The organism is Nakamurella flava, from assembly GCF_005298075.1.
In the GTDB taxonomy this organism is placed as follows: Bacteria; Actinomycetota; Actinomycetes; order Mycobacteriales; family Nakamurellaceae; genus Nakamurella; species Nakamurella flava.
Genome location: NZ_SZZH01000005.1, coordinates 180825 through 206708, shown reverse-complemented (window position 1 = coordinate 206708; position 25884 = coordinate 180825). Strand labels below are relative to the sequence as shown.

At 71.8% G+C, this 25884-nt stretch carries 23 protein-coding genes; 17 read left to right on the top strand and 6 right to left on the bottom strand.

Annotation, left to right across the window (positions count from 1 at the left end; genetic code table 11):
* The 3 genes from FDO65_RS18040 to FDO65_RS18030 all read left to right on the top strand — a co-directional run.
* Positions 1-593 (top strand): FGGY family carbohydrate kinase (locus FDO65_RS18040; RefSeq protein ID WP_240757702.1); only part of this gene is annotated, 593 nt, incomplete at its 5' end.
* A 93-nt stretch (positions 594-686) separates the two neighbouring features.
* Positions 687-2399 carry an alkaline phosphatase D family protein gene (locus tag FDO65_RS18035; protein ID WP_137451144.1) on the top strand — a complete coding sequence of 571 codons (1713 nt, stop codon included), beginning with the start codon at positions 687-689 and terminating at the stop codon, positions 2397-2399.
* A 221-nt stretch (positions 2400-2620) separates the two neighbouring features.
* Entirely contained in the window at positions 2621-3754 is a 1134-nt protein-coding gene (locus FDO65_RS18030) for a hypothetical protein (RefSeq protein ID WP_137451122.1), read from the top strand.
* Positions 3755-3759: 5 nt separating this feature from the next.
* Here the strand turns inward: FDO65_RS18030 and FDO65_RS18025 are convergent, their stop codons facing one another.
* The gene (locus tag FDO65_RS18025) at positions 3760-4257 is read right to left on the bottom strand and encodes a MarR family winged helix-turn-helix transcriptional regulator (RefSeq protein WP_137451121.1); all 498 of its coding nucleotides are present in this window, start codon (positions 4255-4257) and stop codon (positions 3760-3762) included.
* A gap of 97 nt (positions 4258-4354) precedes the next feature.
* Between FDO65_RS18025 and FDO65_RS18020 the strand changes: the two genes are divergently transcribed.
* Positions 4355-5596 carry an FAD-dependent monooxygenase gene (locus FDO65_RS18020; RefSeq protein WP_137451120.1) on the top strand — a complete coding sequence of 414 codons (1242 nt, stop codon included), beginning with the start codon at positions 4355-4357 and terminating at the stop codon, positions 5594-5596.
* A gap of 79 nt (positions 5597-5675) precedes the next feature.
* Here the strand turns inward: FDO65_RS18020 and FDO65_RS18015 are convergent, their stop codons facing one another.
* On the bottom strand, positions 5676-6437 hold the full coding sequence (locus FDO65_RS18015) for a uracil-DNA glycosylase (RefSeq protein WP_137451143.1): 762 nt from the start codon (positions 6435-6437) through the stop codon (positions 5676-5678).
* Between the two features lie 94 nt (positions 6438-6531).
* Entirely contained in the window at positions 6532-8403 is a 1872-nt protein-coding gene (locus FDO65_RS18010) for an acyl-CoA dehydrogenase (RefSeq protein ID WP_137451119.1), read from the bottom strand.
* Positions 8404-8696: 293 nt separating this feature from the next.
* On the opposite strand from FDO65_RS18010, the gene FDO65_RS18005 reads away from it, so the two are divergent.
* Both FDO65_RS18005 and FDO65_RS18000 read left to right on the top strand, forming a co-directional pair.
* Positions 8697-8978 carry a hypothetical protein gene (locus tag FDO65_RS18005; protein WP_137451118.1) on the top strand — a complete coding sequence of 94 codons (282 nt, stop codon included), beginning with the start codon at positions 8697-8699 and terminating at the stop codon, positions 8976-8978.
* 6 nt (positions 8979-8984) lie between these two features.
* Positions 8985-10670, top strand: a complete 1686-nt coding sequence (locus FDO65_RS18000) for a bifunctional 3'-5' exonuclease/DNA polymerase (protein ID WP_137451117.1) — start codon at positions 8985-8987, stop codon at positions 10668-10670.
* 83 nt (positions 10671-10753) lie between these two features.
* Here the strand turns inward: FDO65_RS18000 and FDO65_RS17995 are convergent, their stop codons facing one another.
* On the bottom strand, positions 10754-11713 hold the full coding sequence (locus tag FDO65_RS17995; RefSeq protein ID WP_137451116.1) for an AraC family transcriptional regulator: 960 nt from the start codon (positions 11711-11713) through the stop codon (positions 10754-10756).
* A 92-nt stretch (positions 11714-11805) separates the two neighbouring features.
* On the bottom strand, positions 11806-12231 hold the full coding sequence (locus FDO65_RS17990; protein WP_137451115.1) for a RidA family protein: 426 nt from the start codon (positions 12229-12231) through the stop codon (positions 11806-11808).
* A gap of 114 nt (positions 12232-12345) precedes the next feature.
* Between FDO65_RS17990 and FDO65_RS17985 the strand changes: the two genes are divergently transcribed.
* The 7 genes from FDO65_RS17985 to FDO65_RS17955 all read left to right on the top strand — a co-directional run bounded on the left by FDO65_RS17985 (position 12346) and on the right by FDO65_RS17955 (position 20274).
* Positions 12346-13173, top strand: coding sequence for a fumarylacetoacetate hydrolase family protein (locus FDO65_RS17985; protein WP_137451114.1), 828 nt, complete (start codon positions 12346-12348; stop codon positions 13171-13173).
* A 190-nt stretch (positions 13174-13363) separates the two neighbouring features.
* Entirely contained in the window at positions 13364-13783 is a 420-nt protein-coding gene (locus FDO65_RS17980) for a cupin domain-containing protein (RefSeq protein WP_137451142.1), read from the top strand.
* On the top strand, positions 13780-14706 hold the full coding sequence (locus FDO65_RS17975) for an acyl-CoA thioesterase (protein ID WP_137451113.1): 927 nt from the start codon (positions 13780-13782) through the stop codon (positions 14704-14706). Before FDO65_RS17980 ends, FDO65_RS17975 begins: the two co-directional genes overlap by 4 nt.
* Positions 14703-17090 (top strand): bifunctional salicylyl-CoA 5-hydroxylase/oxidoreductase, encoded by a 2388-nt coding sequence (locus FDO65_RS17970; RefSeq protein WP_137451112.1) that lies wholly within the window; start codon positions 14703-14705, stop codon positions 17088-17090. The genes FDO65_RS17975 and FDO65_RS17970 overlap by 4 nt, the downstream gene beginning before the upstream one ends.
* On the top strand, positions 17087-17521 hold the full coding sequence (locus FDO65_RS17965) for an acyl-CoA thioesterase (RefSeq protein WP_205850144.1): 435 nt from the start codon (positions 17087-17089) through the stop codon (positions 17519-17521). Before FDO65_RS17970 ends, FDO65_RS17965 begins: the two co-directional genes overlap by 4 nt.
* The gene (locus FDO65_RS17960; RefSeq protein WP_205850143.1) at positions 17518-18474 is read left to right on the top strand and encodes a PaaX family transcriptional regulator; all 957 of its coding nucleotides are present in this window, start codon (positions 17518-17520) and stop codon (positions 18472-18474) included. Before FDO65_RS17965 ends, FDO65_RS17960 begins: the two co-directional genes overlap by 4 nt.
* A gap of 165 nt (positions 18475-18639) precedes the next feature.
* On the top strand, positions 18640-20274 hold the full coding sequence (locus tag FDO65_RS17955) for an AMP-binding protein (protein ID WP_137451111.1): 1635 nt from the start codon (positions 18640-18642) through the stop codon (positions 20272-20274).
* Here FDO65_RS17955 and FDO65_RS17950 read toward each other — a convergent pair.
* A complete protein-coding gene (locus FDO65_RS17950; RefSeq protein WP_137451110.1) occupies positions 20267-21004 on the bottom strand; it encodes an alpha/beta fold hydrolase in 738 nt (245 codons plus the stop codon). The two genes, FDO65_RS17955 and FDO65_RS17950, sit on opposite strands and share 8 nt — an antisense overlap.
* Positions 21005-21078: 74 nt before the next feature.
* Between FDO65_RS17950 and FDO65_RS17945 the strand changes: the two genes are divergently transcribed.
* The 4 genes from FDO65_RS17945 (at position 21079) to FDO65_RS17930 (ending at position 25838) form a co-directional block, all read left to right on the top strand.
* Entirely contained in the window at positions 21079-21777 is a 699-nt protein-coding gene (locus FDO65_RS17945) for a helix-turn-helix transcriptional regulator (RefSeq protein WP_137451109.1), read from the top strand.
* Between the two features lie 124 nt (positions 21778-21901).
* Positions 21902-22687, top strand: coding sequence for an SDR family oxidoreductase (locus tag FDO65_RS17940; protein WP_137451108.1), 786 nt, complete (start codon positions 21902-21904; stop codon positions 22685-22687).
* 11 nt (positions 22688-22698) lie between these two features.
* Complete coding sequence (locus tag FDO65_RS17935) at positions 22699-24231, top strand: flavin-containing monooxygenase (protein WP_137451107.1); 1533 nt, start codon at positions 22699-22701, stop codon at positions 24229-24231.
* On the top strand, positions 24228-25838 hold the full coding sequence (locus tag FDO65_RS17930; protein WP_137451106.1) for a phytoene desaturase family protein: 1611 nt from the start codon (positions 24228-24230) through the stop codon (positions 25836-25838). Before FDO65_RS17935 ends, FDO65_RS17930 begins: the two co-directional genes overlap by 4 nt.
* Positions 25839-25884 lie beyond the last annotated feature (46 nt).

The following is a 25884-nucleotide window of genomic DNA, read 5'->3' as shown; positions in this document are numbered from 1 at the left end:
TGTCGGGGTCGTTGGTGCAGTGGCTGCGCGACAACCTGGGCATCATCTCCTCGGCCCCGGAGATCGAGACGCTGGCCAACACCGTGGAAGACAATGGTGGGGCGTATTTCGTGCCCGCGTTCTCCGGCCTGTTCGCCCCCTATTGGCGGGACGACGCCCGCGGGGCGATCGTCGGTCTCACCCGGTATGTGAACAAGGGGCATCTGGCGCGGGCGGTGCTGGAGGCCACCGCGTTCCAGACCCGTGAGGTGCTCGATGCGATGAACGCCGACTCCGGGGTCGACCTGACCGCGTTGAAGGTCGACGGCGGCATGGTGGTCAACGAGACGTTGATGCAGTTCCAGGCTGACATCCTCGGGGTCCCGGTGATCCGGCCGGTGGTGAACGAGACCACCGCCCTGGGCGCGGCGTACGCCGCCGGCCTGGCCGTCGGGTTCTGGGAATCCGAGGACGACATCCGCGCCAACTGGGCCGAGGACAAGCGGTGGAACCCGCAGATGGACCCCACCGAACGCGACCGGCTGTACCGGCAGTGGAAGAAGGCCGTCACCAAGACCATGGACTGGGTCGACGACGACATCAGCGCCACCTGACCAGCCGCGCAGCATCGGGGCCGGCCGCCCGCGACAGGGCGGCCGGCTTCGTGCATGTTTGCGGCGACCGTCCAGGAGGGAAAGGGCATGGGTGTGACTGACCTGCTGCTGGGCCCCGTGCTGCGGCACGTCGGCGAGACCGATGCGACCGTCTGGGTGGAGACCGACGCCCCGGCCACGGTCACCGTGCTGGGCTGCTCGCAGGAGACGTTCACCGTCGCCGGGCACCACTACGCGCTGGTCGTCGTCACCGGTCTGACCCCTGGATCGACGAACGAGTACACGGTGCAGATCGACGGCGCCCAGGTCTGGCCGCTGGCTGACAGCACCTTCCCGGCCAGCCGGATCGCCACCCTGGGCCAGGACCGCCCCGTCCGCATCGCGTTCGGTTCCTGCCGCTATGCCACCGCCGAGGCCATCGGCACGTCGAAGGGCTACGACGCCGACGCCCTCGACGGGTACAGCCGTCGTCTGGCCCGCCAGGTGTCAGGGGTCGCGGGAGACCGGTTGGGCGACAACGACACCGACCCGCTGCACCGCTGGCCGACCGCACTGATCATGTTGGGCGACCAGGTCTACGCCGACGAGACGTCCCCGGCGACCCAGAAGAAGATCAAGGCCAAGCGGGACATCACCAAGGGCTCGAAGGACCAGGTCGCCGACTTCGAGGAATACACCTGGCTCTATCACGAGTCATGGGCCGACCCCGATGTCCGCTGGCTGATGTCGACCGTTCCGTGCTCGATGATCTTCGACGACCACGACGTCCGGGACGACTGGAACACCTCGGAGGCCTGGCGGCAGGACGTCAAGAAGACCGACTGGTGGTCCGAGCGCATCATCGGCGGGCTGTCGTCCTACTGGGTCTACCAGCACATCGGTAATCTGAGCGTGGGTGAGCTGGCCGAGAACGATCTCTACGCAAAGGTTCTCGAGGCCGGCCGGGACGGCGGCGACGCCGAGCCGATCCTGCGGGAGTTCGCGGTCGCGGCCGATGCGGAGGCCGACGGGGCCAAGGGAGCCCGCTGGTCGTACCGGCGGGACTTCGGCGACGTCCGCCTGCTGGTCATCGACTCCCGGTGCGGGCGCATCCTGGCCGACGGCCGCCGGACGATGGTCAGCGACGCCGAGTTCGACTGGATCGAGCAGCAGGTCGAGGGCGACTACGAGCACCTGCTCATCGGCACCTCCCTGCCCTGGTTGATGCCGCGGGCGCTGCACGACGTCGAGGCATGGAACGAGCTGATGTGCGCCGGCCGGCGCGGCAAGTGGGCGGCCAAGGTGTCCGAGAAGCTCCGTCGCGCCGCTGATTTCGAACACTGGGCCGCGTTCTCCGAGTCGTTCCAGCGATTCACGGCGATGATCGCCGCCGTCGGTCGCGGCGACTACGCCACCGCCGACGGCAAGGCCCCGGCGACCGTCTGCGTGCTGTCCGGGGACGTCCACCACGCCTACGTGGCCCACCCGGAATTCACCCCGGCCGACGGGGTGCGCTCGCAGGTCTACCAGTTGACCTGCTCCCCGCTGCACAACCGGGTGCCAGCCGTGGTCAAGGTCGGATTCCGGGCGGCCTGGAGCCGGATCGCCGAACGGTCGACCCGGGTCCTGCTCGGCACCATCGCCCGGGTGCCCCGGCCGCCGGTGGAATGGACCCGCACCTCGGGACCGTACTTCGGCAACGACCTGATGACCCTGACCCTGACCGGCCGCCGGGCCGATCTGCTGCTGGAGCAGGCCGGCCCCCGTCAGGACGACCCAACCCTGAGTGCCCGGCTGGCGCTGCAATTGGCCGATGGTCGGTCGTGACGACGCTGCGTTCTTGAGCGCCCGGCTGGCGCTGCAATTGGCCGATGGTCGGTCGTGACGACGCTGCGTTCCTGAGCGCCCGGCTGGCGCTCTGCGATGGGCCGGCGGCCGGTTCGCCGCGACCCCGTTTCGGGAGTTCTTCGTCCGCCCCACGGAGGATCACTTGCCGCCCCGGTTACGGTCCGAACCGGCGGAGGCATCGTCGGCGACGGGGGAGAGCAATGCGGACTGGCGCAGGACCGACAGGATGGAACGGCTTCGGGGCGTTCCCGGGCATGCCGGCGATGCCGGGGTTCGGCGGCTTCCCGGTGATGCCGGCGTTCGGCGGTTTCCCGGCCATGCCCGGCTGGGGTGGCGTGGCGGGTCGGGCGACGACCGGGCGTCCGCGGAGCCCGGAGGCGATGCTCGACGCCCTGTTCTACGACGTCGACGTCATCACCGACGAGGAGACGGCCCTGCTCGGCACCGATGCCGCACCGGAAGGTGCGGTGGTCGTGGTCCCGCCGACCGGTCAGGGGACGGTGCGGGTCTACCGCGACTTCGCCACCTACGCCGCGGCCGACGATCCGGTGACCGCTGTCGCGGTCGCCGGGGTGGCCAGCTCGGCCCTGGGTGGCGCGGCGCTGTCGCGGGATGTCGCCGATGCCATCGGGGCGCCGGTGGCCGCGGTCGTCTCCGGGCACGGACTGTCCGACCTGGCCGCCGAGGCGATGGGCGGGTGGTTCTGGTACGGCGGGATCAACCTGATGCGGCAGGCGGCCAAGGTGGTCACCCCGTGGTCGCAACTCGTCGGAGCGGCCGAGGACCAGTTGGAGGCCTCCGAACTGGTGTCGTTCGTGCGGACCAGTAAGGACGTCGACACCCTGCTGCACCTCATCGAGTCCGACGGGTCGATCGAGCTGCTGGTCGGTCACTCCAAGGGCAACCTGATGATCTCCGAGGCGCTCTACTGGCTCCGGGCCAACGATCCGAAGCGGTTCATCGAGGTCACCGAGAGGACGGCCGTCATCACCCTCTGCGCCAAGGTGGGTATGCCGGCCGGGTGCGAGCGGGTCATCGACATCACCTGCGAGCACGACAGTTTCGGGGCGATGAACTCCCGCATCGACATCCGGTCCGACCACATCGTGCCGAACGCCTGGCACAGCACCAGCCGCCAGTTCCCGTACGAGATGGGGCTGGACGTCACCAAGGCCGTCCGGGCGGTGCTCCCGTTGCTCGACGGGCCGCTCACCGACCAGCGCATCCCGCGTCGCCCGGGCGGTGCAGCAACGGGCGGGGGTCGGTCGCGGACGGCGACGGGCCGCCGCAAGCCGCGCGCGTCGAGTTCCGCTGCCGCCCGGCGCCGCAGCTGACCGGCTCAGGCCGGCGGCGACGCCGAGGGAGGTGCTGCGGGGCCGGCCGGGTGGACCGCGGCGTCGTACACCTCGATCAGCTGCCGGAAGAACTCCAGCACCGTCCGTCGTTCGGCCGGGGTCATCTCCGCGGCGATCCGGTCGATGCCGTCGATCACCGGCTGTACCAGGCTCATCGCCCGGGCGCCCGATTCCGGCAGCGCCGTGACCACCAGTTTGCGACCATCGGAAGGGTGTCGGGCCCGGCGGGTGTGCCCGGCGGCCTCGAGCCGGTTGAGCACGAGACTCATGGCGGCGGTGGAGATCCCGAGCCGGCCGGCCAGTTCGGTCGGGGTCGTCGGTCCCTGGGTCAGCAGCAGGTTCATCACCATCAGACCGGAGTGGTCGACGCCCAGCTGGCCGGCCAGGTAGTGCTCGAACACCTGCTGCCGGTTCCCGAACGCCTGGGCGCCGGATCGCAGATCGTCGCCGGGGTCCGGCGGCGGGGGAGACGAGACGGCCATGCGGTGAGGGTAACCGGTTGGCCCCACTCGTTGACAATCAACAGCATTGGTTATCAATGACATTGACTATCAACGTAATTGGTGGAACGCTCCCGGCATGACCCCACGACACGTCCTCATCTCCGGCGCCGGCATCGCCGGCCCCACGCTCGCCTGGTGGCTGGTGCGGTACGGATTCCGCTGCACCGTCGTCGAGCGGTTCGCCGAGCTGCGCACCGGCGGCCAGAACATCGACATCCGCGGCGCGGCACGAGAAGTCCTGCGCCGGATGGGTCTGGACGACGAGGTCGGCGCCCGCGGAACCGGTGAGATCGGCACCCGTTTCGTCGACTGCGACGGGCGCGCGGTCGGCGAGTTCCCGCAGACCCCGGGCGAGACCGACGGACCCACCGCCGAACGGGAGGTCCTGCGGGGGCAGTTCGCCGAGCTCCTGCACGAGCGGACCCGCGACGACGTGGACTACCGGTTCGGCGTCCAGGTGGACCGGATCGAGCAGCCGGCGGACGGCGCCGCGCGCGTCACGCTGACCGATGGGACGACGCTCGACTGCGACGTCGTGGTGCTCGCCGAGGGCATCAACTCGCGCACCCGCGGCCGGCTCGCCGACGCCTTTGGCGTGCACGAACGCCGCCTCGGCGTGTCGATCGGCTACTTCTCGGTGCCCCGCGTCCCCGCCGATGCCCAGGACGGCACCTGGTGGCGCTGGTACAACGCGACCGGCGGCCGGTCGATCACCCTGCGCCCGGACAATGTCGGGCGTCAACGGGTCACTCTGTCGTTCCGGTCGGCACCGGTCGCGGCCGACCTGCGGTCGATGGATGCCCAGAAGGATGTGCTGCGGCGACGGTTCGCCGGAGCCGGATGGCAGAGCGACCGGATCCTCGCCGCCCTGCCCGATGTCGACGACCTCTACCTGGAGGATCTGGGCCAGGTCCGGGCCGACCGCTGGTCCGACGGGCGGGTCGCCCTGCTGGGCGATGCCGCCTGGTGCGCCTCGCCGGTCAGCGGCATGGGCACGAGCCTGGCCCTGGTCGGTGCGTACGTCCTCGCCGGCGAGCTGGCCGCGCACGTGCACCATCAGGACGCCCTCGCCCGCTACGAGGAGCGGATGCGGCCGTACGTCACCAGGGCGCAGAAGCTCCCGCCGGGCGCCCCTGGCGTCATGCACCCGCGCACTCGACTGGGGGTGGCCGCCCTCCGGACGGCGTTCCGGGTCGCCGCGGCCGGGCCTCTCCGCCGCTTCGAGACGACGCTCTTCCAGCCGCCGGCCGATCAGTTCGTGCTGCCCGACTACCGCCACCTGCGCGCGGTCGAGACGGCCACGACCGAAAAGGGCTGACGCCGGGGAACCCAGCTGACGCTGACCAACGTGCCATTCGGAGCTCCACTATCGCTCTCCGACGCGATGAAGATCAGCGTCAGCGCGGATCGTCGGCGTCGGCGAGCGCGGCGGGCGACCCGACCGGTAGTCCGGCCAGTCGGCGGACCTGGGTCAGGACCTCGTCGAGCATCGCCGGGGTCAGCCGCCCGGTGAAGGTGTTCTGCTGGCTGACGTGGTAGCTGCCGACCAGCGTCAGCGAGCGGCCGTCGGGGTGGGTCACGGTGGTGGTGGCGCCGTGGCCGAACTTCGGGCGGGGGCGGGGCACCGTCCACCCCAGCTCGGTCAGGGTTCGCAGCAGCGCGACCCAGCCGAAGCCGCCCAGCACCATCGCCACCCGGACGGTCGGCGCCAGCAGCTCCAGTTCGCGGGCCAGGTACGGCGAGCAGTTCGCCCGCTCCTGCGGGGTGGGGGCGTTGTCGGGCGGAGCGCAATGCACCGGCGCGGTGATGCGCAGGTCGGTCAGCGTCAGGCCGTCGCCGGCGTGCACGGACGTCGGCTGTGAGGCGAACCCGGCCCGGTGCAGGGCGGCGAACAGCACGTCGCCCGAGCGGTCGCCGGTGAACATCCGGCCGGTGCGGTTGGCGCCGTGCGCGGCCGGGGCGAGCCCGACGACGAGGACCCGCGCGTCGTCCGGCCCGAGCCCGGGAACCGCGCGGCCCCAGTACGTCTCGTGCCGGAACGAGGCGCGGCGAGCCTCCAGGGCGACGTGCTCGCGCCAGGCCACCAGCCGGGGGCAGGCCCGGCAGGTCGCGACCGCCACGTCGAGCGCGGCGATCGAGGTGGCGCCGGCCGCCAGCAGGTCGGGCCGGTCCGTCCTCGTCGTCGGGCGGCGTCGCCGGGCGTCGGAGGGTGTGGACACGGCTCGATCATCCCCGTCGAGCCGGGCGGGATCGTCAGAACGCCCCGTCCGGCAGGTCCATCAGGCTCAGGTCCGCGGCCTCGACGATCGCCCGACGGGCGGTCAGCTCGGGCAGCACGTTGCGGGCGAACCAGCGGGCCACCGCGATCTTGCCGGTGTAGAAATCGACGTCCTTCGCCGAGGCCTCGCCGCGGTCCAGGGCCTGCTGGGCCACCGTGGCCTGGCGCTGCAGGAGATAGCCGATCAGCAGGTCGCCGACGCTCATCAGCAGGGACACGGCGTGCTCCCCGACCCGGTAGATCGAGCGCGGATCGGCCTGGGCGGCCAGTGCGAAACCGACCAGCGTGCCGACCATGGCCTGCACGTCCTCAGCGGCCGTACGGAGGAGGGTGAGCTCCTCCTTGTGCCGGCCGTCGCCGTTCTCCGACAGCCCGGCCTGCAGGAACGCGCCGATCTCGCCGGCGACCACCCCCAGCGCGGCGCCCTGGTCGCGGACGATCTTGCGGAAGAAGAAGTCCTGCGCCTGGATGGCCGTCGTGCCCTCGTAGAGGGTGTCGATCTTGGCGTCCCGGATGTACTGCTCGATGGGGTAGTCCTGGGTGTAGCCGGACCCGCCCAGGGTCTGCAGCGACAGGGCCAGGTTCTCGTAGGCCCGTTCGGACCCGACGCCCTTGACGATGGGCAGCAGCAGGTCGTTGACGTGTGCGGCGACGGACAGGTCGACGTGCTCGGCGCCCTCGGCACCGGCCTCCGCCAGCGCGATGCGGTCCTGCCAGCTCGCGGTGTACAGGTAGACGGCCCGCAGCCCCTCCGCATACGCCTTCTGCTTCATCAGCATCCGGCGGACGTCCGGGTGGCGGATGATCTCGACACGGGGCGCGGTCTTGTCGGTCATCCGGGTCATGTCGGCACCCTGGACACGCTGCTTGGCGTACTCCAGGGCGTTGAGGTAACCGGTGGACAGGGTGGCGATCGCCTTGGTGCCGACCATCATCCGGGCGTACTCGATGATCTGGAACATCTGGGCGATGCCGTTGTGCTCCTCGCCCAGCAGATAGCCGACAGCGGGGGTGCCGTTCACCCCGAAGCTGAGCTCGCAGGTCGTCGAGACCTTCAGGCCCATCTTGTGTTCGATGCCGGTGACGAAGACGCCGTTACGGTCGCCGAGCTCGCCGGTGGCCGGGTCGAACAGGAACTTCGGCACGATGAACAGGCTGAGACCCTTGGTGCCGGGCCGGTTCTGGACGCCCTCGCCCTCCGGGCGGGCCAGCACCAGATGGATGATGTTGTCGACCACGTCGGACTCGGCGGAGGTGATGAACCGCTTGACCCCCTCCAGGTGCCAGGTGCCGTCGGTCTGACGGATGGCCCGGGTCCGGCCGGCGCCGACATCGCTGCCGGCGTCCGGCTCGGTGAGGACCATGGTCGACCCCCACTGGTGGTCGATGGTGGTCTGCGCCATCTGCTGCTGCAGCGGGGTCCCGTTGCGGTGGACGACGGCGGCGAAGTTGGGGCCGCCGGAGTACATGAACAAGGCCGGGTTGGCGCCGAGCACGAGTTCGGCGGCCGCCCACCGCAGGCTCGGGCTGGCCCCGAAACCGCCCAGCTCGCTGGGCAGCTCGAGCCGCCACCATTCCCCGTCCACGACGGCGCGGTAGGACTTCTTGAACGACTCGGGGAGCGTGACGCTGAAGGTCTGCGGGTCGTAGACCGGCGGGTTGCGGTCGGCGTCGGCGAACGAGGCGGCGACCGGCCCACTGGCCACCGTCTCCAGTTCGCTCAACACGGTGCGGGCGGTGTCGGCATCCATCTCGGCGAACGGGCCGCGGCCCATGCTCGCGTCCGCGCCCAGCACCTCGAACAGCGTGAATTCGATGTCGCGGAGATTGGAACGGTAGTGACCCATGGCCGGCTCCTCGTCTGTCCGTTCGCCGAGCCCCCGTCGGTGCCGAGGCGTCGGCTCCGGGGTCGGGGGGACCACAGGGCGAACGGGGCGGCATCCGACGGGACAATTCCGGCACGTCCGAATGTGAACCCAGGTTATTACTCGCCAGTAACTTAGGCAAGGTCTCCCGGCTTCCGTCCCCGATCGGGTCGCGTCCACCCGACAGCGATCCAGGGGGCGTCGTACGGTGGCGGCACACCGGGTGCGACCGGCGGCCAGCCCGCCCGATCGGCGCCCACCCTGGGGGAGGAACGATGAGCGACAGCAGCACGCCCGGCGGTCCCGCCGACCACTCCGACGACGGACTGACCCTGCCGCCCCCTCCGCCGACGGACTACACCGACAGCGGCGTGCCCAACCTGGACTTCGTCCGGGACCGGATCGAGGGCCGGCTGGCCCGGGCCGAGGGCGGCACCGAACTGGCCGCCCAGGGCGAGGAGGCCCGGACGGCCGCCGAGCAGGCCGCCGACCGGGAGAAGGCCGCCGCGGAGCGACTGGCCGCGATCCGCCGTTCGCTGCGGCCCGACGGGGGCTGACGTCCGCTGTCCGCCGAGCCCACCCCGGTTCACCGCCTGCTGCTCGCCACCGCCCAGACCGGGGCCGGCGATCACTGGCGCGTCCAGGACCTCGATGCCCGGGGCGACCCGCTGAGCTCGGCCCGATCGGTCGGTACGGCGGAACTGCGGGACCTCGACACCTCCCGGGCCCGCTGGGTCTGCCGCGATCTGAGCGCCGACTACCCGCCCCTATGGCGAGCCGGGGTATCGCTCAGCCGCGCCCACGACCTGGCGGCGACCGACCGGATCCTGCGCGCCCGCGCGGGCGATGTCACCGCCGTACCGGACCCGGCCCCGGCGCTGCCGCCGCTGGATGACGGCCCGGGCCTGTTCGACGCCGTCCCCGGTCCGCGGCCGCCGCGCCGCCGCGCCGCCGCCGGGTCCGGAGCGGACAGGCCCCCGGCCGGCATCGGCGGGCCGGACGACGCCCGTCGGCAACTGGTCGACCAGCTCGCGCACACCGCGGGTGACGGTGCGCTGCGACTGCTGGTCGCCGCCGAATCCAGTGCCGGCCTGTCCGCGGTGGAGATGACGGCGGCCGGCCTGCCCTGGCGGGCCGACCGGCACCGGGAGCTGCTGGACGAGGTGCTGGGCGCCCGACCGGGCTTCGGGCAGCGGCCGCCACGCCTGGCGGCCCTGGTCACCGCCATCGGCGAGGCGTTCGGATTCCCGGTCAATCCCGACTCCCCGCTGGAGCTCCGGTCTGCGCTGTCCCGGGTCGGTTACGCCGTCGAGTCGACAAGATCATCGATCCTGCGGGAGATCCCGCATCCGGTCGTCCCGCTGCTGCTCGACTACAAGGAACGGGCCCGGCTGTTCACGGCCAACGGCTGGGACTGGCTCGACACCTGGGTGCGGGACGGGCGCTTCCGTCCGGAGTACGTGCCCGGCGGAGTGGTCTCCGGCCGGTGGGCCAGTCGCGGCGGGGGCGCCCTGCAGATCCCGCGCGCGCTGCGCCGGGCCGTGGTCGCTGATCCGGGCCACCGGTTGATCGTGGCCGACGCCGCGCAGGCCGAGCCCCGGGTGCTGGCCGCGGTGTCGGGGGACACCGGCCTGCGGGAGCGGGCCGCGGCGGCCGACCTCTACGACGCGCTGGCCGCCGACGGTTTCGGGGGCGACCGCGCCCGGGCCAAGCTGTCGCTGCTGGGGGCGATGTACGGGGCGACGACGGGGGAGTCCGGACGGCTGCTGCCCACGCTGCGCCGGCTCTATCCGCAGGCCATGGGGCATCTGCAGCGGGCAGCCGACGAGGGGGCGCGCGGCGGCACCGTCACGTCGGTGTTGGGTCGGGCCTGCCCACCGCCGTCGCCGTCCTGGCGGTCCACGGTCGAGATCGGCACCCAGCCGGACGCGACCGCCGCCGAACGGTCCCGCGCCGACCGCCTGACGGCCGACCGCTCGCGGTTCACCCGGAACTTCGTCATCCAGGCATCGGCGGCCGACTGGGCGTCGGTCTGGTTGGCCCAGGTGCGGCAGGCGCTCGGCCCGACCGCGGTGGTGCTGTTCCAGCACGACGAGATCGTGCTGCACGTCCCGGAGTCCGGGGCCGCGGACGCGGCGGCCGCGGTGACCGCGGCGGCGGACTCGGCCAGCGCGCTCGTCTTCCCGGGGACCGGGGTGCGGATCCCCGTCGATCCCGCCGTCGTCGACAGCTACGCCGACAAGACCTGACCGCCCACCACTGCGGGTCGGTCAAGAACGCCGCTACCACCCCTGCGGATGCGGCATTCTTTACCGACCGGGAGAGAGGCCGGTCAGCTGGCGAGGGTCTGCGAGGGCAGCTCGTGGAACGTCGCCCGGTAGACCTGCGAGAAGCGCCCCAGGTGGAAAAAGCCCCAGCGAGCGGCGATGTCGGTGACGGAGGTGCCCGAGGGGTCGGCGTCCAGCAGGTCCCGGCGGGCTCGTTCGAGCCGGGTCCGGCGCACGTACTCCAGCGGCGTGATCTGCAGGTGGCGCTGGAACGCCTCCTGCAGCGACCGGGCTGAGACCCCGGCGACCTGAGCGAGATCGGTGAGTCGCCAAGCTTTCTCGGGCTGCGCCTGGACGGCGGCGACGACCAGCCGCACGGCGCGCGATCCGATGGTGGTGGCGGGGGCGTCGGCGGAGGTGGTGTTCGGCTGGGCGGCGAGCAGTGCGGCGATGAGGCTCTGCTCGAGATGGGTGGCGGCCAGTTCGGACCCGACCAGCGCGCCGCCGGCCTCGATGTCGTCCACGGCGAGGTGCACCAGGCGCAGCCAGGACCGCATTCCGGGCGAGCACAGGTCGACGACGGGGTCGAAGACCACCGGCGGGGCGTCCGGACCGCCGGCGAGGGCCTGCACGGCTTCCCGTCGGATGTGGACGAGCAGCTGCTCGCACCCGTCGCCCCAGACCATGTCGACCGGCTCGGTGGGTGATCCCAGGGAGGCGCGGGTGGAGTCGGAGGCGACGATGCGGTCGCCGACCCGGACCCGCGCCCGTCCGGCCAGCGGCACCTGCACGAGATAGAAGGAGTGGAAGCGTCCGGGGACGATCCGTACCTCGTCGCCGTAGCGCAGGTAGTTCAGGGTGACGTCCCGGCCGATGGCGGCGGCGTTGTGCACCATGTCGAGCCGGCCGCCTCGCTGGGTCAGCGCCAGCTGGTGGGGACAGAACGACGCACCGATCGTGCCGCGCGCCTCGTCGAGCCGCGTCGTCGCGACCCGGCGGTGCCGGGACAGCAGTGTCGTGGACATCAGGGGGCTCCCGGGGTGTGGGCGGTGTCCCTATCGTCCACGCGCCCGTGGCCATGTCAACCATGGGACGGTCGTCATCTCGACGAAACACTCTACGGAGTCGGGCGGACCACTCGTTCCTCCGGGATGACGGCCACGCCCATGATCTCGATGAGCGCATCGGGCTGCCACAGGCCGGTGGTACCGATGCCCGCCATCGCCGGATAGACCGGCCCGGCGAGTTCCCGCCAGACCTGCCCGATCTCACGGCCGTGGGCCTGGTAGTCGGGGATGTCGGTGAGGAAGATCGTGATGCTGACCAGGTCGGACGGCTGGCCGCCGGCTTCGCGCAGCGTGGCCAGGACGTTCCCGAACGCCTGACGGAACTGCTCGACGATGCCCCCTTCGACGATCCGCATCCGCGCATCGAGGGCGGTCTGTCCGCCGAGGTAGAGCGTGTTGCCGGCCAGCGTGCCGTGCGAGTACCCGCTGGGCTTGGCCAGCGACGCCGGGTTGACGGGCACCGGGGTGAGGGACACGGCGACTCCTTGTGGATTGATCGGTCGGCTCGGACGCCAGCACGGTAACAACGGTATTGACACCGTGGCAACGATCGTGCGAAAACTGAAATACGTCAGCGAAGGAGGCCCACCGTGCGATTGGCAACCGTCATGGGTTCCACCGGAACCACTGCCGCGGTGCTAGACGGCACCGACTGGCGGGCCCTGCCCGCACCCGATCTGTCCGCGCTGTTCGCCGGAGCCGGCGAGGCGCTCGACCCGGCCGCAGTGGCCGGGCAGGCGGGTGTCGTCGTGCCCGACGCCGTGCCCGTCCTCCCGCTGCCCCGCCCGGGCAAGATCCTGTGCTGTGGACTGAACTACGGCGAGCACATCGCCGAGACCGGCCGGGAGCTGCCCCGCTTCCCCACTCTGTTCGCCAAGTTCGCCGACACCCTCACCGGCCCCACCGACGACTTGCACCTTGACCCGTCGGCCGAGTGGGACTGGGAGGCCGAGCTGGCCGTCGTCGTCGGGCGCACCCTGCACCGGGCCGACCGGGCCACCGCGGCCGCCGGCATCGGCGGGTGGACCGTCGCGAACGATCTCTCGGCCCGGGACTGGCAGCGCCGCACCCTGCAGTGGCTGCAGGGCAAGGCGTGGGACGCGACCACGCCCGTCGGGCCGGTCGTCGTCACCCCCGACGAGGTCGACCCCACCGCCGGCCTGGCCATCTCCTGTCGGATCAACGGCGAGGAGGTCCAGCGCGACAGCACGGCGACCCTCGTCTTCGATGCGGCCGAGCTGCTGGCCTACGTCTCCACGTTCACCGTGCTGCGCCCCGGCGACCTGGTCCTCACCGGCACCCCCGGCGGGGTCGGGATGACCCGCACGCCGCCCCGCTTCCTGGCCGACGGCGACGTCCTGGAGACCGAGATCGACGGCATCGGCACGCTGCGCAACACCGTCCGCCTGCGGGCCTGACCCGGCCCCCGCCGCACCCAGACCGCTCGTCCAGCCGTTCGCGAAGGAGCCCGCGATGCGATCCGAGACCCACTCCCACGACCACCACCACCACGGCGACGGGCGGTTCCACAGCCACAGCCACGGTCACGTCCCGCACGCGCACACCCCGGGCGGCGACGGCGAGTACGACGAGGTCGGCGACAGCGGCCTGGTCGTCCCCGTCGTCACCCGCGGCGGCGAGGAACCCGACAACACCGGTCAGAGCGAAGGAGCCACTCGGATCTCCGGGGTCAGCCCGCAGCACACCCCGGCGACCAAGATCTGGTTCGGCAAGGTGCACAACCTCGCCGGGTACCGCTCGGTGCCGCACCACCACGGCGAGGCCGAGACGGGCGGGTTCGTGCTCTCCGGGAAGGCGCGCATCTACTTCGGGCGCAAGTTCGAGGACTACATCGACATGTCCGAAGGCGACTGGGTCTTCGTCCCGCCGCACATGCCGCACGTCGAGTGCAACCTCGACCGGAACAACCCGCTGACGTGGATGACCACCCGGACCCCGGACAACATCGTCGTCAACCTGCCGCAGGTCGACGACAGTGAACTGCCGGACTGGACGGACCGGCCGTGACGACCACTGTCGCCACCTCGGCGACCTTCACCGACGCGATCACGCTCACCGAGTGCCCGGCGGAGGTCTTCGACGTCGCCTTCACCGCGACCACCCAGCCGTGCCCGTGGCCCAAGGCCTACGGCGGGGACATGGTGTCGCAGGCTCTCGTCGCGGCGATGCGGACCGTCACCGGCGGCAAGACCCTGCACTCGACGCACTCCTACTTCCTCCGCCCTGTCGACATCGGCGGGCAGGTCCGGTACGAGGTCGAGATCCTCCGCGATGGACGGGGTTACAGCACCCGGCAGGTCCGCGGCTTCCAGCACGGCAAGCCGGTCTACGTCTGTCTGGCCAACTTCGCCGCCGGCGAGGCGGGCGGCAGCTTCGCGCCGGAGCCGCCGGCCGACCTGCCCGACGCGGACACCCTGCCGTCGTCGGCGCAGGTGCTGGCCGGCCGGTCCGGCGGCACGATGACCGACGAGTCGCGCGAGTACTGGTCGCACGGGCGCAGTTTCGACATGCGGCACGTCCCGGGCCCGGTGTACCTGGAGGTCGAGGGCGCCCGGGTGCCGCACCAGGCCCTGTGGATCCGGCCGTTCGACACCCTGCGTCCGGTCGACGGATTGACGGACGCACAGCGGGACACCGCCGCCCTGGCCTACGTCTGCGACTACACCATCCTCGAGTCCGCGCTGCGGGTGCTCGACACCGCATGGGCCGAGCCGGGTCTCGTGACGGCCAGCCTCGACCACGCCGTCTGGTTCCACCGGCCGGTCGTCATGGGCGACTGGCTGCTCTACGCCCAGGAGGCGCTGTCGGTCGAGTCCGGCCGCGGCACCTGCCTGGGGCGCTTCTTCGACCGTGACGGGGTGCTGCTGGCCACCGTCGTCCAAGAAGGACTTCTGCGATCCGCTCGAGCTCAGACGGGAGTTGCAACATGAAGGTGGCAATCGTGGGCGGGGGCCCGGGTGGGCTCTACCTGGCCGCCCTGCTCAAGCAGCTGGATGCCGAGCATGAGGTCACCGTCTGGGAGCGCAACGCCCCGGACGACACGTTCGGGTTCGGCGTCGTCTTCTCCGACGAGACCCTTGGCAGCATCGAGGGCGCCGACCAGGTCGTGCACGACCGGATGGAACGGCGGTTCGCCCGGTGGACCGACATCGACGTCCAGGTCGACGAGCAGCACTTCACCATCGGTGGTCAGGGTTTCGCGGCCATGAGCCGCAAGGAGCTGCTGCAGATCCTGCAGGAGCGGGTGGCTGAACTCGGGGTCGACGTCCGTTACCGGTCGGTCGCGCCGGACGCCGAGGATCTCCGGCGGACGCACGATCTGGTCGTCGCCGCGGATGGGCTGAACTCGGCCGTCCGGACGAAGTACGCGGACGCGTTCGGTCCGTCGCTGGACCGCCGCCCGAACAAGTACATCTGGCTGGGCACCGACCTGGTCTTCGAGGCGTTCCAGTTCGTGGTGAAGCACACGCAGTGGGGCACCATGCAGATCCACGGCTACCCGTTCTCGGATGCCGGGTCGACGTTCATCGTCGAGATGCACGAGGACGTCTGGCACCGGGCGGGCTTCGACGCCACCGCGGAGCAGCAGTTCCCGCCCGGGGTGTCGGACGAGTACGCCGTCGACCGGATCCGGCAGATCTTCGCCGACGAACTGGTCGGCCACCAGGTCCTGACGAACAACTCGAAGTGGCTGAACTTCCACACCGTGCGCAATCAGCGGTGGCACGACGGCAATCTGGTGCTGCTCGGCGACGCCGCGCACACCGCGCACTTCTCGATCGGTTCGGGCACCAAGCTGGCCATGGAGGACGCCCTCGCGCTGGCCGCCTGCCTGCACGAGCACGACACCGTTCCGGCCGCGTTGGAGGCGTACCAGACCGAACGCAAGCCGGTCGTGGAGTCGACCCAGCGGGCCGCCCAGGCGTCGCTGGAGTGGTTCGAGCAGATCGGGATGTACGCCGATCAGGACCCGACCGAGTTCGTCTTCAACCTGCTGACCCGCTCGCGCCGCATCACCTTCGACAACCTCAAGGACCGGGACGCCGACTTCGCCGGCGAGGTCGAGTCCGCCTTCGCCCGCCGCGCCGGCGGTGAGCCGGGGCCGGCCATGTTCCAGCCGACGACGATCGGCGACCTCGAACTGGTCAACCGCGTGATGCTCTCGCCGATGGACATGTACGTCGCCCAGGACGGTGTCCCCGGTGACTTCCACCTGGTGCACCTGGGCGGCAAGGCCATGGGCGGTGCCGGCCTGGTGATGAGCGAGATGGTGTGCGTCTCGCCGGAGGCCCGCATCACCCCGGGTTGCCCCGGTCTGTGGACCGACGAGCAGCGTGACGCGTGGGCCCGGGTCACCGGCTTCGTGCACGAGAACTCCCGCGCGAAGATCGGCGTCCAGCTCGGCCACTCCGGCCGCAAGGGCTCGACCAAGCTGATGTGGGACGGCATCGATCAGCCGCTGGAGTCCGGCAACTGGGAGGTCGTGGGCCCCAGCCCGCTGCCGTACGGGCCGGGTTGCCATGTGCCCAAGGAGATCACCCGCACCGAGATGGACGCCGTCGTCGCCGATTTCGTCGCCTCCGCACGCCGGGCGGTGCAGGCCGGGTTCGATCTCATCGAGGTGCACGCCGCGCACGGCTACCTGTTGTCCTCGTTCCTGTCCCCGGTGGCCAACCGGCGGGCGGACGAGTTCGGCGGGTCGCTGGAGAACCGGCTGCGGTTCCCGCTGGAGGTCTTCGACGCGGTCCGCGACGCGGTGCGGGCCGAGCCGGGCGGGGCGAGTGTCCCCGTGACGGTGCGGATCTCGGCCCACGACTGGGTACCGGACGGCAACACCGCCGACGACGCGGTGGAGATCGCCCGGGCCTTCGTCGAGCACGGGGCGGCGGCGATCGACGTCTCCTCCGGGCAGGTCACCAAGGACGAGAAGCCGGCGTTCGGGCGGTCCTACCAGACCCCGTTCGCCGACCGGATCCGGCACGAGGTCGCCGCCCCGGCCGGGGTGGCCGTCATCGCGGTCGGCGCGATCTCGTCGCACGACGACGTCAACTCGATCCTGCTCGCCGGCCGGGCCGACATCTGCGCGCTGGGCCGCACCCACCTCTACGACCCGTCGTGGACGCTGCACGCCGCCGCCCAGCAGGACTACACCGGGGCGGGCGCGATCTGGCCGACCCCATGGCGGGCCGGTCGGCGCAAGCCACCGACGTCGCGGACCGACAAGATCCCGCCGCGGTTGTCGCTGCTGCGGGACGGTGCGCCGCAGACCGAGCACGTGCGCTGGCAGCCCCGGGTCCCGGCGGCCGTCGGGTGACCGCGCTCAGCGGTGTCCACCGGACGCATGTGCACTGGGTCGACACCGACGCGGCCGGTATCCACCACAACACGTCCATCGCCCGGTGGGCCGAGGCGGCCGAGGCGGACCTGATGCGCGGGGTGGGCCTCACCGGCTACTTCCCGGTGGCCCCGCGGGTCCGCTACGAGGCCGACTTCACCGCGTCGCTCCGGCCGGGCGACGAGGTGGGCGCCACCGTGACGGTCGAGCGGATGGGACGGACCTCCCTGACCCTCGGGTTCGAGGTCTGGGGTGGGCCCGCCGGTCAACCGGCGGTGCTCGCGGCCCGAGGTCGGTACGTCACGGTGCACGTCGATGCCGCGGGCGGCGGGCCGAGCCCCTGGCCGGCGACCTGGCGGTCGGCCCTGGACCCGGACGGGACCGCGACCGACGCTGTGGACGAGCCATGATGCTCGCCCCGGGTGGCATCATCGTCCGGGTGAGTCGCCCGCCGGTCATCCCCTCGCCCCGGCCGGCGTCCGCTCCCATCCGTTCCGAGGAGGACGGGGAGCCCCCGGGTGCGGTCGCCGAACTGGCGGAGCAGGGCAGCCCCCGGGCCCCGCGCACGCTGGTCGTCTCGTTCCTCGGTGCCGTCGTCCGGCGGATGGGCAACTGGTTGCCGATCGGTGGGGCCATCGACCTGCTCGACGCCGTCGACCTGGACGGTCAGACGGTCCGCACCGCCGTCTTCCGGCTGAAGAAGCGGGGCTGGCTGACGCCGGAGACCCGGGACGGCGTCCGCGGGTACGCGCTGACGCCGCACGCGCTGGAGGTGCTGGCCCAGGGCGACGAGATCATCTGGCATGCGCGGCAACCCGCGGCGCTGGACGACGGTTGGTGCATCGTCAACTTCTCGGTTCCGGAGTCGATGCGCAGCCGCCGGCAGCAGCTGCGGTCGCACCTGACCACGCTGGGGTTCGGCAACACCGGGACGGCGACCTGGATCGCGCCGGCCCGCATGTTGCCGGCGGCCGAACGGGCCATCGCCGAACTGGATCTCACCGACTACAGCGCCGTCTTCGTGGGGTCGTACGTGGCCGGCCAGGATCTCCGCGCACTGGTGGCCGAGAGCTGGGACCTGGCGGGCATCGACGGTCGCTACCGCGACTTCGTCGCCACCCACTCATCGATCGAGAAGTCGCTGGCCGGGGCGGCTCTCATCACCCCGGCCTACGCCTTCGCCACCTACCTGCACGTCGTCGACGCCTGGCGACGGCTGCCGTTCCGGGACCCCGGGCTGCCCCGGGACCTGCTGCCCGGCGACTGGGCCGGCCCGCACGCCACCCGGCTGTTCGAGCATCTGGTCGCCGCGCTCGAAGGTCGCGCCCTGGCCTACGCCGTCGGGCACTGGCCCGGCGCCTGACCGTTCGGTCCTCCGCCGGGCCCCCGGGTACGGCGGCGGTCGTCTGCTGTTCTGCCCCGCCCGGTGGGCTTCGTGCCCGACCCGTTCCGCTCGCTCGACACCACCATCACCGAGGTCGGTCCCGGCATCGTCGGATGACCGACCCGCTGCGACGAGGAGGCTTTCATGGCGATGTCACCGTCGGGGTACGAGGACACGTTCGCGCGGGACCATCTGCCGCCCCCCGGCCAGTGGCCGGTCCTGGAGTTCACCACCCCGGAGCTGGTGCATCCGGAGCGGGTGAACGCGGCCGTCGCGATCCTCGACGCCACCATCGCCCGGCTCGGCCCCGACCGGCCCGCACTGCGCACCCCCCAGGGCGAGATGTGGACGTACGGCGAGCTGCAGCAGCGCGTCGACCAGATCGCCGAGGTCCTGGTCGAGGATCTCGGGCTCCGGCCGGGCAACCGGGTGTTGCTGCGGTCGCCCAACACACCGTGGATGGTGGCGGCCTGGTTGGCCACGCTGAAGGCCGGCGGGATCGCCACGACGGTGTTCGCGGCGCTGCGGGCCGGTGAGCTGAGGCCGGTGATGGCCGCGACCCGGCCGGTGATCGCCCTGGTCGAGCACCGGTTCCTGGCCGACGTCGAGACCGTGCGGGACGAGGCGGCCCCGGGGCTGGTGATCGTGCCGATGGGCGGTGCGAGCGACGACGACCTGCTCCGTCGGGTCGAGGGGAAAACCGGCGGCTTCGTCGCGGTCGACACCGCCGGCGACGACGTGGCGTTGTTCTGCCCGACATCGGGCACCACCGGCGTCCCCAAGATCACCACCCACTTCCACCGCGACCTGTTGTCGATCGACGCGACGTTCGGCCGGACGATCCTGCAGCTCACTCCGGATGACATCGTCGCCTGCACGGCACCTTTCGCCTTCACCTTCGGCCTCGGCATGCTCGTCGTGTTCCCGTTGCGCGCGGGCGCCTGCGCCCTGCTGACCGATGCGATCGCCCCGGCGGACCTGGCCGGCGTGGTGGCGGAGCAGGGGGTCACGGTGCTGGCCACCGCCCCGACCGCATACCGGCAGATCCTGAAGGCGGGTCAGGGTGATCAGCTGCGCGGCCTGCGGATGGCGGTCAGTGCGGGTGAGCACATCACCCTCGAGACGTGGGACGAGCTGCGGGCCCTCGGCATCGACGTGGTCGACGGGATCGGCGGCACCGAACTGCTGCACATCTTCATCTCGGCCGCCGGGGACAAGGTGCGGCGCGGCGCCACGGGGCGTCCGCTGCCCGGCTACCGGGCCGCGATCCTCGGTCCCGACAGGCAGGAACTCCCGCCCGGGGTCGAGGGGCGACTGGCGGTGATCGGCCCGGTCGGCTGCCGCTACCTCGCTGATTCCCGCCAGACCACCTACGTCCAGCACGGGTGGAACGTCACCGGTGACACCTTCCGCCGCGACGAGGACGGCTACTTCTACTACTGCGCCCGGACCGACGACATGATCGTGTCCTCCGGCTACAACATCGGGGCGCCCGAGGTGGAGGCGGCGCTGCACACCCACCCCGACGTCGTGGAATGCGCCGTCATCGGCCGCCCCGACCCCGACCGCGGATCGGTGGTCTGCGCGTTCGTCGTGCTGCGCCCCGGGGTCCCCGAGTCACCCGAGCTGGTGCGCGCCCTGCAGGACCACGTGAAGGCGCGGCTGGCGCCCTACAAATATCCGCGAGACATCCGGTTCTGCGCCGCCCTGCCGCGCAACACCAGCGGGAAGGTGCAGCATTTCCAGCTGCGTCGGATGGCGTCCGGACCGGTCAGCTGACTCGCCGGGCGGCGGCGTCGATGACGCGGGCCAGGTCCCGGGGCCGGCTCCACATCGGCCAGTGCCCGGTCGGCAGATCGACCAGCTCCAGGTCCTCCAGGGCCGTGACGGGCGCGAACATCGGATGACCCGCCCGGGCCAACTCCAGCATCCGGTCTCCGGCTAGCGAGCAGCAGACCAGGGTCGTCGGCACCCGGTGGCGGGCCGGGTTCGTGAGCTCTATCGCCTGCCGGAGCGCGGCGGCGGGTTCGGGCACGGCGCGGGCGCGGAACCGTTCGAGGTCCGCCTCGCTGAGCCCCGCCAGGCTGGCCTGCTGGCCGAGAACGTCAAAGGGCGGCAGCGGCAGCTCGGTGACCGCCTCGGGCAGGTCCGGGGCGAAGACCGTCCCGGCGGCGACCGGACCGGAGTCGACCCACACGACTCGCCGGACCAGCTCTGGGTGCCGGTCGAGGACGATGCTGACGGGCGCGTTCGCGCCGCTGTGTGCGACGAGAACGACTCCTTGGCCGGCGATCTCGGGCCCGCGGATCGTGTCGACGATCGCCGCCGCCTGGTCGTCGAGGGTACGCGTCGTGCGCTCCGGATCGTCGGCCGACAGCCCGGGCAAGGTCAGGGCGACGACGGGGCGGCCCCCGTCGACGAGGTGTGCGACGACCTGGTCCCAGGCCCAGCCGCCCAGCCAGTGACCGGCGACGAGGACGACGGGCGGGCGCAACGGTGTGGTGGCCATGCCCCGACTCTCGCAGCCGACGAGGACAGCGGTATGACACCATCTGTGTCACTAATCGGGGGAGGTGTCCAGGGGTGAAGCGCACCGAACGCCTGCTCGCGCTGTCCGAGACCCTGCGCCGGCACGGCCAGCGGGGGTGTTCGGCGGAGTACCTGGCCGCCGAGTTCGGCGTCTCCGTGCGGACCGTCAAGCGGGACCTCGCCGCGCTGGAGAGCAGCGGCGCCCCGATCTGGTCCCGACCGGGTCCGGGCGGCGGCTACGGGCTGGCCGCCGGCGCTTCCCTGCCGCCCGTCACTCTTTCGCCCGCCCAGGCGGTGGCCCTCATGGCGGCGGTGTCCGCCGCGGCCGATGCACCGTACGCCGACCTGGCCGCAGCCGCCGTTCGCAAGATCGTCGACGTGCTGGACCCCGGAACCCGTTCCCGCGCCGATGATCTCGCCGGAAGGGTTTGGGTCGACGCCCCGGCGGCCGCTCCCCGGGCCGTCCGATCGGCCATCGAGCAGGCGATGGCCGACCAGCGGATCGTCCGTCTCCGTTACACCGCGCCGGACGGCACCACGACCACCCGTGACGTCGAGCCGGTGCTCTTCGCCGCCCGCCACGGCCAGTGGTACCTCATCGGCTGGTGCCGCCTCCGTGACGCGATGCGGTGGTTCACCGTCGCCCGGATCGAGCGGGCGACGGTCACCGCCCGGGCGTGCACCGGTCACACCGTGGACGAGGTCGGTGAACCTCCGGCGACCGCCGAGCCCGTCCACCGCCGGATCACCTGAGTCCTGGTCGCGTTCCGCGGACGACCACCGCGTCGCACGGATAGTCCGTCACCGGTGCCCGGACCTAGCGTCCCCTCCCATCACGCGCGGTCGCCGCCCGCGTGGAGGGAACGGAGGCCCACCCATGCCCGACCTGTCCGGTCGCACCGCCATCGTCACCGGCGGCGCCACCCTGCTCGCCCACGGCGTCGTCGGCGCACTGGCCCGCGCCGGGGCCCGCGTCGTGGTCGCCGACGTCGACGAGGCCGGCGGGGTGGCCGCTGAGAAGCTCGGTAGCGATGTCGTCTTCGTCCGCACCGACATCACTGACGACGCCGCGCTGGCCGCGTTGGTGGCCACCACCGCCGAGCGGTTCGGGGGCATCGACATCGTGGTCAATCTGGCCGCCACCTACCTGGACAACGGGTTCGGGACCAGCCGTCAGGACTGGCTGACCGCGTTGAACGTCAACCTGGTCAGCGCGGTGGAGACCGTCCGGCACGCCCACCCGTACCTGAAGGCCAGCGAGCACGCGGCGGTCGTCAACTTCACGTCCATTTCCAGCAAGGTCGGCCAGACCGGCCGCTGGGTGTATCCGGCGTCCAAGGCCGCCATCGTCCAGCTGACCCGGTCGATGGCGCTGGACTTCGCGGCCGACGGCATCCGGGTCAACTCGGTCAGCCCGGGCTGGACCTGGTCGAAGATCATGGACGACCTCTCCGGCGGCGACCGCGCCAAGACCGACCGGGTCGCCGCCCCGTTCCACCTGACCGGCCGGGTCGGGGACGGCGCCGAGATCGGCCACGTCGTCGCGTTCCTGGTCTCCGACGACGCCTCGGTGGTCACCGGCGCCGACTGGGCCGCCGACGGCGGCTACTCCGCGATCGGTCCCGAGCGGACCGTCCCCGCCATCCCGCAGTTGAGCGAGTGAGAGGCACCGTCATGAAGATCGCCATCGTGGGGGCCGGGTTCGCCGGCCTGTCGTCCGCCAAGGTCCTGACCGAACTCGGGCACGACGTCGTCGTCTACGAGAAGGCCCCGGACGTCGGTGGCGTGTGGAGCGCCACGCGCCGTTACCCGGGCTTGAAGACGCAGAACGACAAGGGCACCTACTCGTTGTCCGACCTGGCCATGCCGGCCGACTACCCGGAATGGCCGGCAGGCGAACAGGTGCAGGCCTACCTGGAGTCCTACGCCCAGAAGTTCGGGCTGCGGCCGCTGCTGCGGCTGGGCACCGAGGTCACCCACGCCGCCCCCGTACCGGGCGGCGGCTGGAACGTCACCACCGCCGCCGGCACCGAGCACGTCGACCACCTGGTGATGGCCAGCGGGATCTTCTCCCGCCCGTTCATCCCGACCATCCCGGGCGCCGACCTGTTCGAGAAGCTGGGCGGGCAGATCATTCCCGGCAGCGACTGGCACGACCGTGAGCAGGTGCGCGGCAAGAACGTCATCGTGCTCGGCTACGGCAAGTCGGCCTGCGACGTCACCGTCGAGATCTCCAAGGTCGCCGCTTCCACCACCGTGGTCGCCCGCGAACTGCTCTGGAAGATGCCCCGCAAGATCAAGGGCATCGTCAACTACAAGTACCTGATGCTCACCCGCCTCGGCGAGGGACTGTTCCGCTATCGCGTCATCTCCGGGCCGGAGAAGGTGCTGCACGCGCGGAACTCGATGATGGCCAACCAGATGCTGGGCAGCGTGGAGAAGGTCACCACCGGCCAGCTCGGACTCAAGAAGATCGGGCTGCTGCCGCACGGCCGCTTCGCCGACATCGCCCGGTCCACCGTCTCGCTGGTCTCCGAAGGATTCTTCGAGGGCGTCGCCGACGGCTCGATCACCGTCAAGCGGGAGAGCATCATCCGCCGGTTCGTCGAGCGGGACGGCCGCGCCTACGCCGAACTGGGCTCCGGTGAACAGATCCCGGTCGACGTCGTCGTCGCCGCCACTGGCTGGACGCAGGACATCCCCTGCCTGCCCGCCGATGTCGTGGACCAGCTCACCGACGACAACGGCGACTTCCTGCTGTACCGGCAGATCCACCCGGTCAACGTGCCGGACCTCAGCTTCGCCGGGTACAACTCGTCGTTCTTCTCGCCGCTGTCGGCCGAGGTGTCCGCCATCTGGATCGGCTCGCTGCTCGGCGGCAACCACACGCTTCCCAGTCGCGAGGTGATGCTCGCGCGCGTCACCGAACGGCTGGCCTGGATGCGGGAACGCACCCGCGGCAAGCACGCCCGCGGCACCAACGTCATCCCGTTCTCGGTGCACAACATCGACGAGGTGCTCTCCGACGTCGGCATCAACGTCGGCGCGCTGACCCGGGCCAAGCAGTGGCTGCTGCCGATCTGCCCGCAGGACTACCGGGGCATCACCCCGGCGCTGGCCCAGCGGCTCCGGGCCCGCGGAACCCTCTGCCACGGCGCGCCGGCACGTGACACCGCGGCCGAGCCGCGGCAGGCTGTGCGGGCATGAGCGCGACCTACGACGCCGTCGTCATCGGAGCCGGCATCAACGGCCTGGTGGCCGCAGCGGAACTGGCCGGCGCCGGTTGGAAGGTCGCGCTGGTCGACGAGCGTGACCGGATCGGCGGTTTCATCGATTCCGGCGAGCTCACCGCCCCCGGATACGTGCACGACACGTTCTCGTCCTGGCATCCGCTGTTCGTCGGCGGCGCCGGGTACGGGACGCTCGGCCCCGACCTGCACCGGCACGGGCTGGTCTACCGGCACGCTGAGGGCCCGGTGACCGCGTCGGTGTCGGAGCGGGGCGCCGTCGTCGCCGACCGCGACGCCGCGCTCACCGCGAAGCTGTTCGAGCATCCGGCGGACGCCGACGCGTACGCGGGGATGCTGGCCCAGTTCGAGAGCTGGGCGCCGCACGTCTTCGGGGCGCTGGGCTCGGAGCTGACGGCGGGGGACAGTGCGCGGCTCGGACTCGGGGCGCTGCGTGGTCTCGGCCGCGCCGGTCTCGGCGAGCTGGCCCGGGTGGCCACCCAGTCCGGCCGTGGCCTGGTTCGTGAGCGGTTCACCGGCTGGGAGGTCGACCAGCTGTGGTCGCCGTGGCTGCTGCACGCCGGTCTCGCGCCGGACCAGGCCACCGGCGGGCTGATGCTGCCGGTGATGGCCTTCACCATGCACGCCATCGGGCTACCGATCGTCGAGGGGGGTGCGGCCAACTTCACCGCCGCCTTCGCCGCGCTGCTGGCCGAACGGGGCGTCGAGACGTACCTGGGCAACCCGGCCGACCGCATCGAGGTCCGGGACGGTAAGGCCGTCGCCGTACATGTCTCGGGCACCCGCCTGGCCGCGAAGCGGGCCGTGCTGGCCTCCACCTCGACTGGCCGGCTCTACCAGACCCTGCTCGCCCCGGGCGATGTCGACGACCACGGCCGGCAGGCCGTGGCCCGCCACCGCCCGGGCCGGGCGGCCACCCAGATCCACCTGGCCCTGGACCGGCCGCTGCGCTGGACCGACGACCGTCTCGACGCGGTGCCGCTGGTGCACGTCAGCAACGGCGCCGACAGCACGGGTGTCGCCTGCGCCCAGGCCGAGGCGGGTCTGCTACCCGCGGCGCCGACCGTCGTCGTGGGCCAGCAGACGGTCCTCGACCCGACCCGCGCCCCGGACGGCGCGGCCACCCTGTGGCTGCAACTGCAGGAGGTCCCGTGGGCGCCCGTCGGCGATGCAGCCGGGCAACTGGACGTCAGCGGCGGGTGGACCCCGGAACTGGCCGACGCCTACGCCGACCGGGTCCTGGACCGGGTGGCCGAGTATGCGCCCGGGCTACGTGACCGGGTGGTGGGCCGGCACGTCATCTCCCCGACCGGCCTGCAGGCCGCCAACGCCAACGCCGTCCACGGCGACCCGTACGGCGGGGCTGCCGAGCTCGACCAGTCGCTGCTGTGGCGGCCCGGCACCGGCACCGGTCACCGCACCGGCGTCGAGAAACTGCTACACATCGGCGCTTTCACCCACCCCGGCCCCGGCCTCGGCGGCGGTTCCGGGCACCTGGCCGCGCAGGCGCTGCTGCGCCCGTCCGCCCCGCAGCGAGCCCTGAACCGGGTGCTGCACCGCGGCTGACCGCCGCCCCCGAAGGTCCCGCGCCCCCGCCTGATGTCATCGGCCG

What these genes read in the sequence shown, in the direction of transcription:
- FDO65_RS18020 (WP_137451120.1), top strand. Translation starts at nt 4,355, where the DNA reads ATGACCCCACGACACGTCCTCATCTCCGGCGCCGGCATCGCCGGCCCC.
- FDO65_RS17940 (WP_137451108.1), top strand. Translation starts at nt 21,902, where the DNA reads ATGCCCGACCTGTCCGGTCGCACCGCCATCGTCACCGGCGGCGCCACC.
- FDO65_RS17930 (WP_137451106.1), top strand. Translation starts at nt 24,228, where the DNA reads ATGAGCGCGACCTACGACGCCGTCGTCATCGGAGCCGGCATCAACGGC.
- FDO65_RS17995 (WP_137451116.1), bottom strand. Translation starts at nt 11,713, where the DNA reads ATGTCCACGACACTGCTGTCCCGGCACCGCCGGGTCGCGACGACGCGG.
- FDO65_RS18005 (WP_137451118.1), top strand. Translation starts at nt 8,697, where the DNA reads ATGAGCGACAGCAGCACGCCCGGCGGTCCCGCCGACCACTCCGACGAC.
- FDO65_RS17955 (WP_137451111.1), top strand. Translation starts at nt 18,640, where the DNA reads ATGGCGATGTCACCGTCGGGGTACGAGGACACGTTCGCGCGGGACCAT.
- FDO65_RS17970 (WP_137451112.1), top strand. Translation starts at nt 14,703, where the DNA reads ATGAAGGTGGCAATCGTGGGCGGGGGCCCGGGTGGGCTCTACCTGGCC.
- FDO65_RS17960 (WP_205850143.1), top strand. Translation starts at nt 17,518, where the DNA reads ATGATGCTCGCCCCGGGTGGCATCATCGTCCGGGTGAGTCGCCCGCCG.
- FDO65_RS18025 (WP_137451121.1), bottom strand. Translation starts at nt 4,257, where the DNA reads ATGGCCGTCTCGTCTCCCCCGCCGCCGGACCCCGGCGACGATCTGCGA.
- FDO65_RS18030 (WP_137451122.1), top strand. Translation starts at nt 2,621, where the DNA reads ATGCGGACTGGCGCAGGACCGACAGGATGGAACGGCTTCGGGGCGTTC.
- FDO65_RS17950 (WP_137451110.1), bottom strand. Translation starts at nt 21,004, where the DNA reads ATGGCCACCACACCGTTGCGCCCGCCCGTCGTCCTCGTCGCCGGTCAC.
- FDO65_RS18010 (WP_137451119.1), bottom strand. Translation starts at nt 8,403, where the DNA reads ATGGGTCACTACCGTTCCAATCTCCGCGACATCGAATTCACGCTGTTC.
- FDO65_RS17935 (WP_137451107.1), top strand. Translation starts at nt 22,699, where the DNA reads ATGAAGATCGCCATCGTGGGGGCCGGGTTCGCCGGCCTGTCGTCCGCC.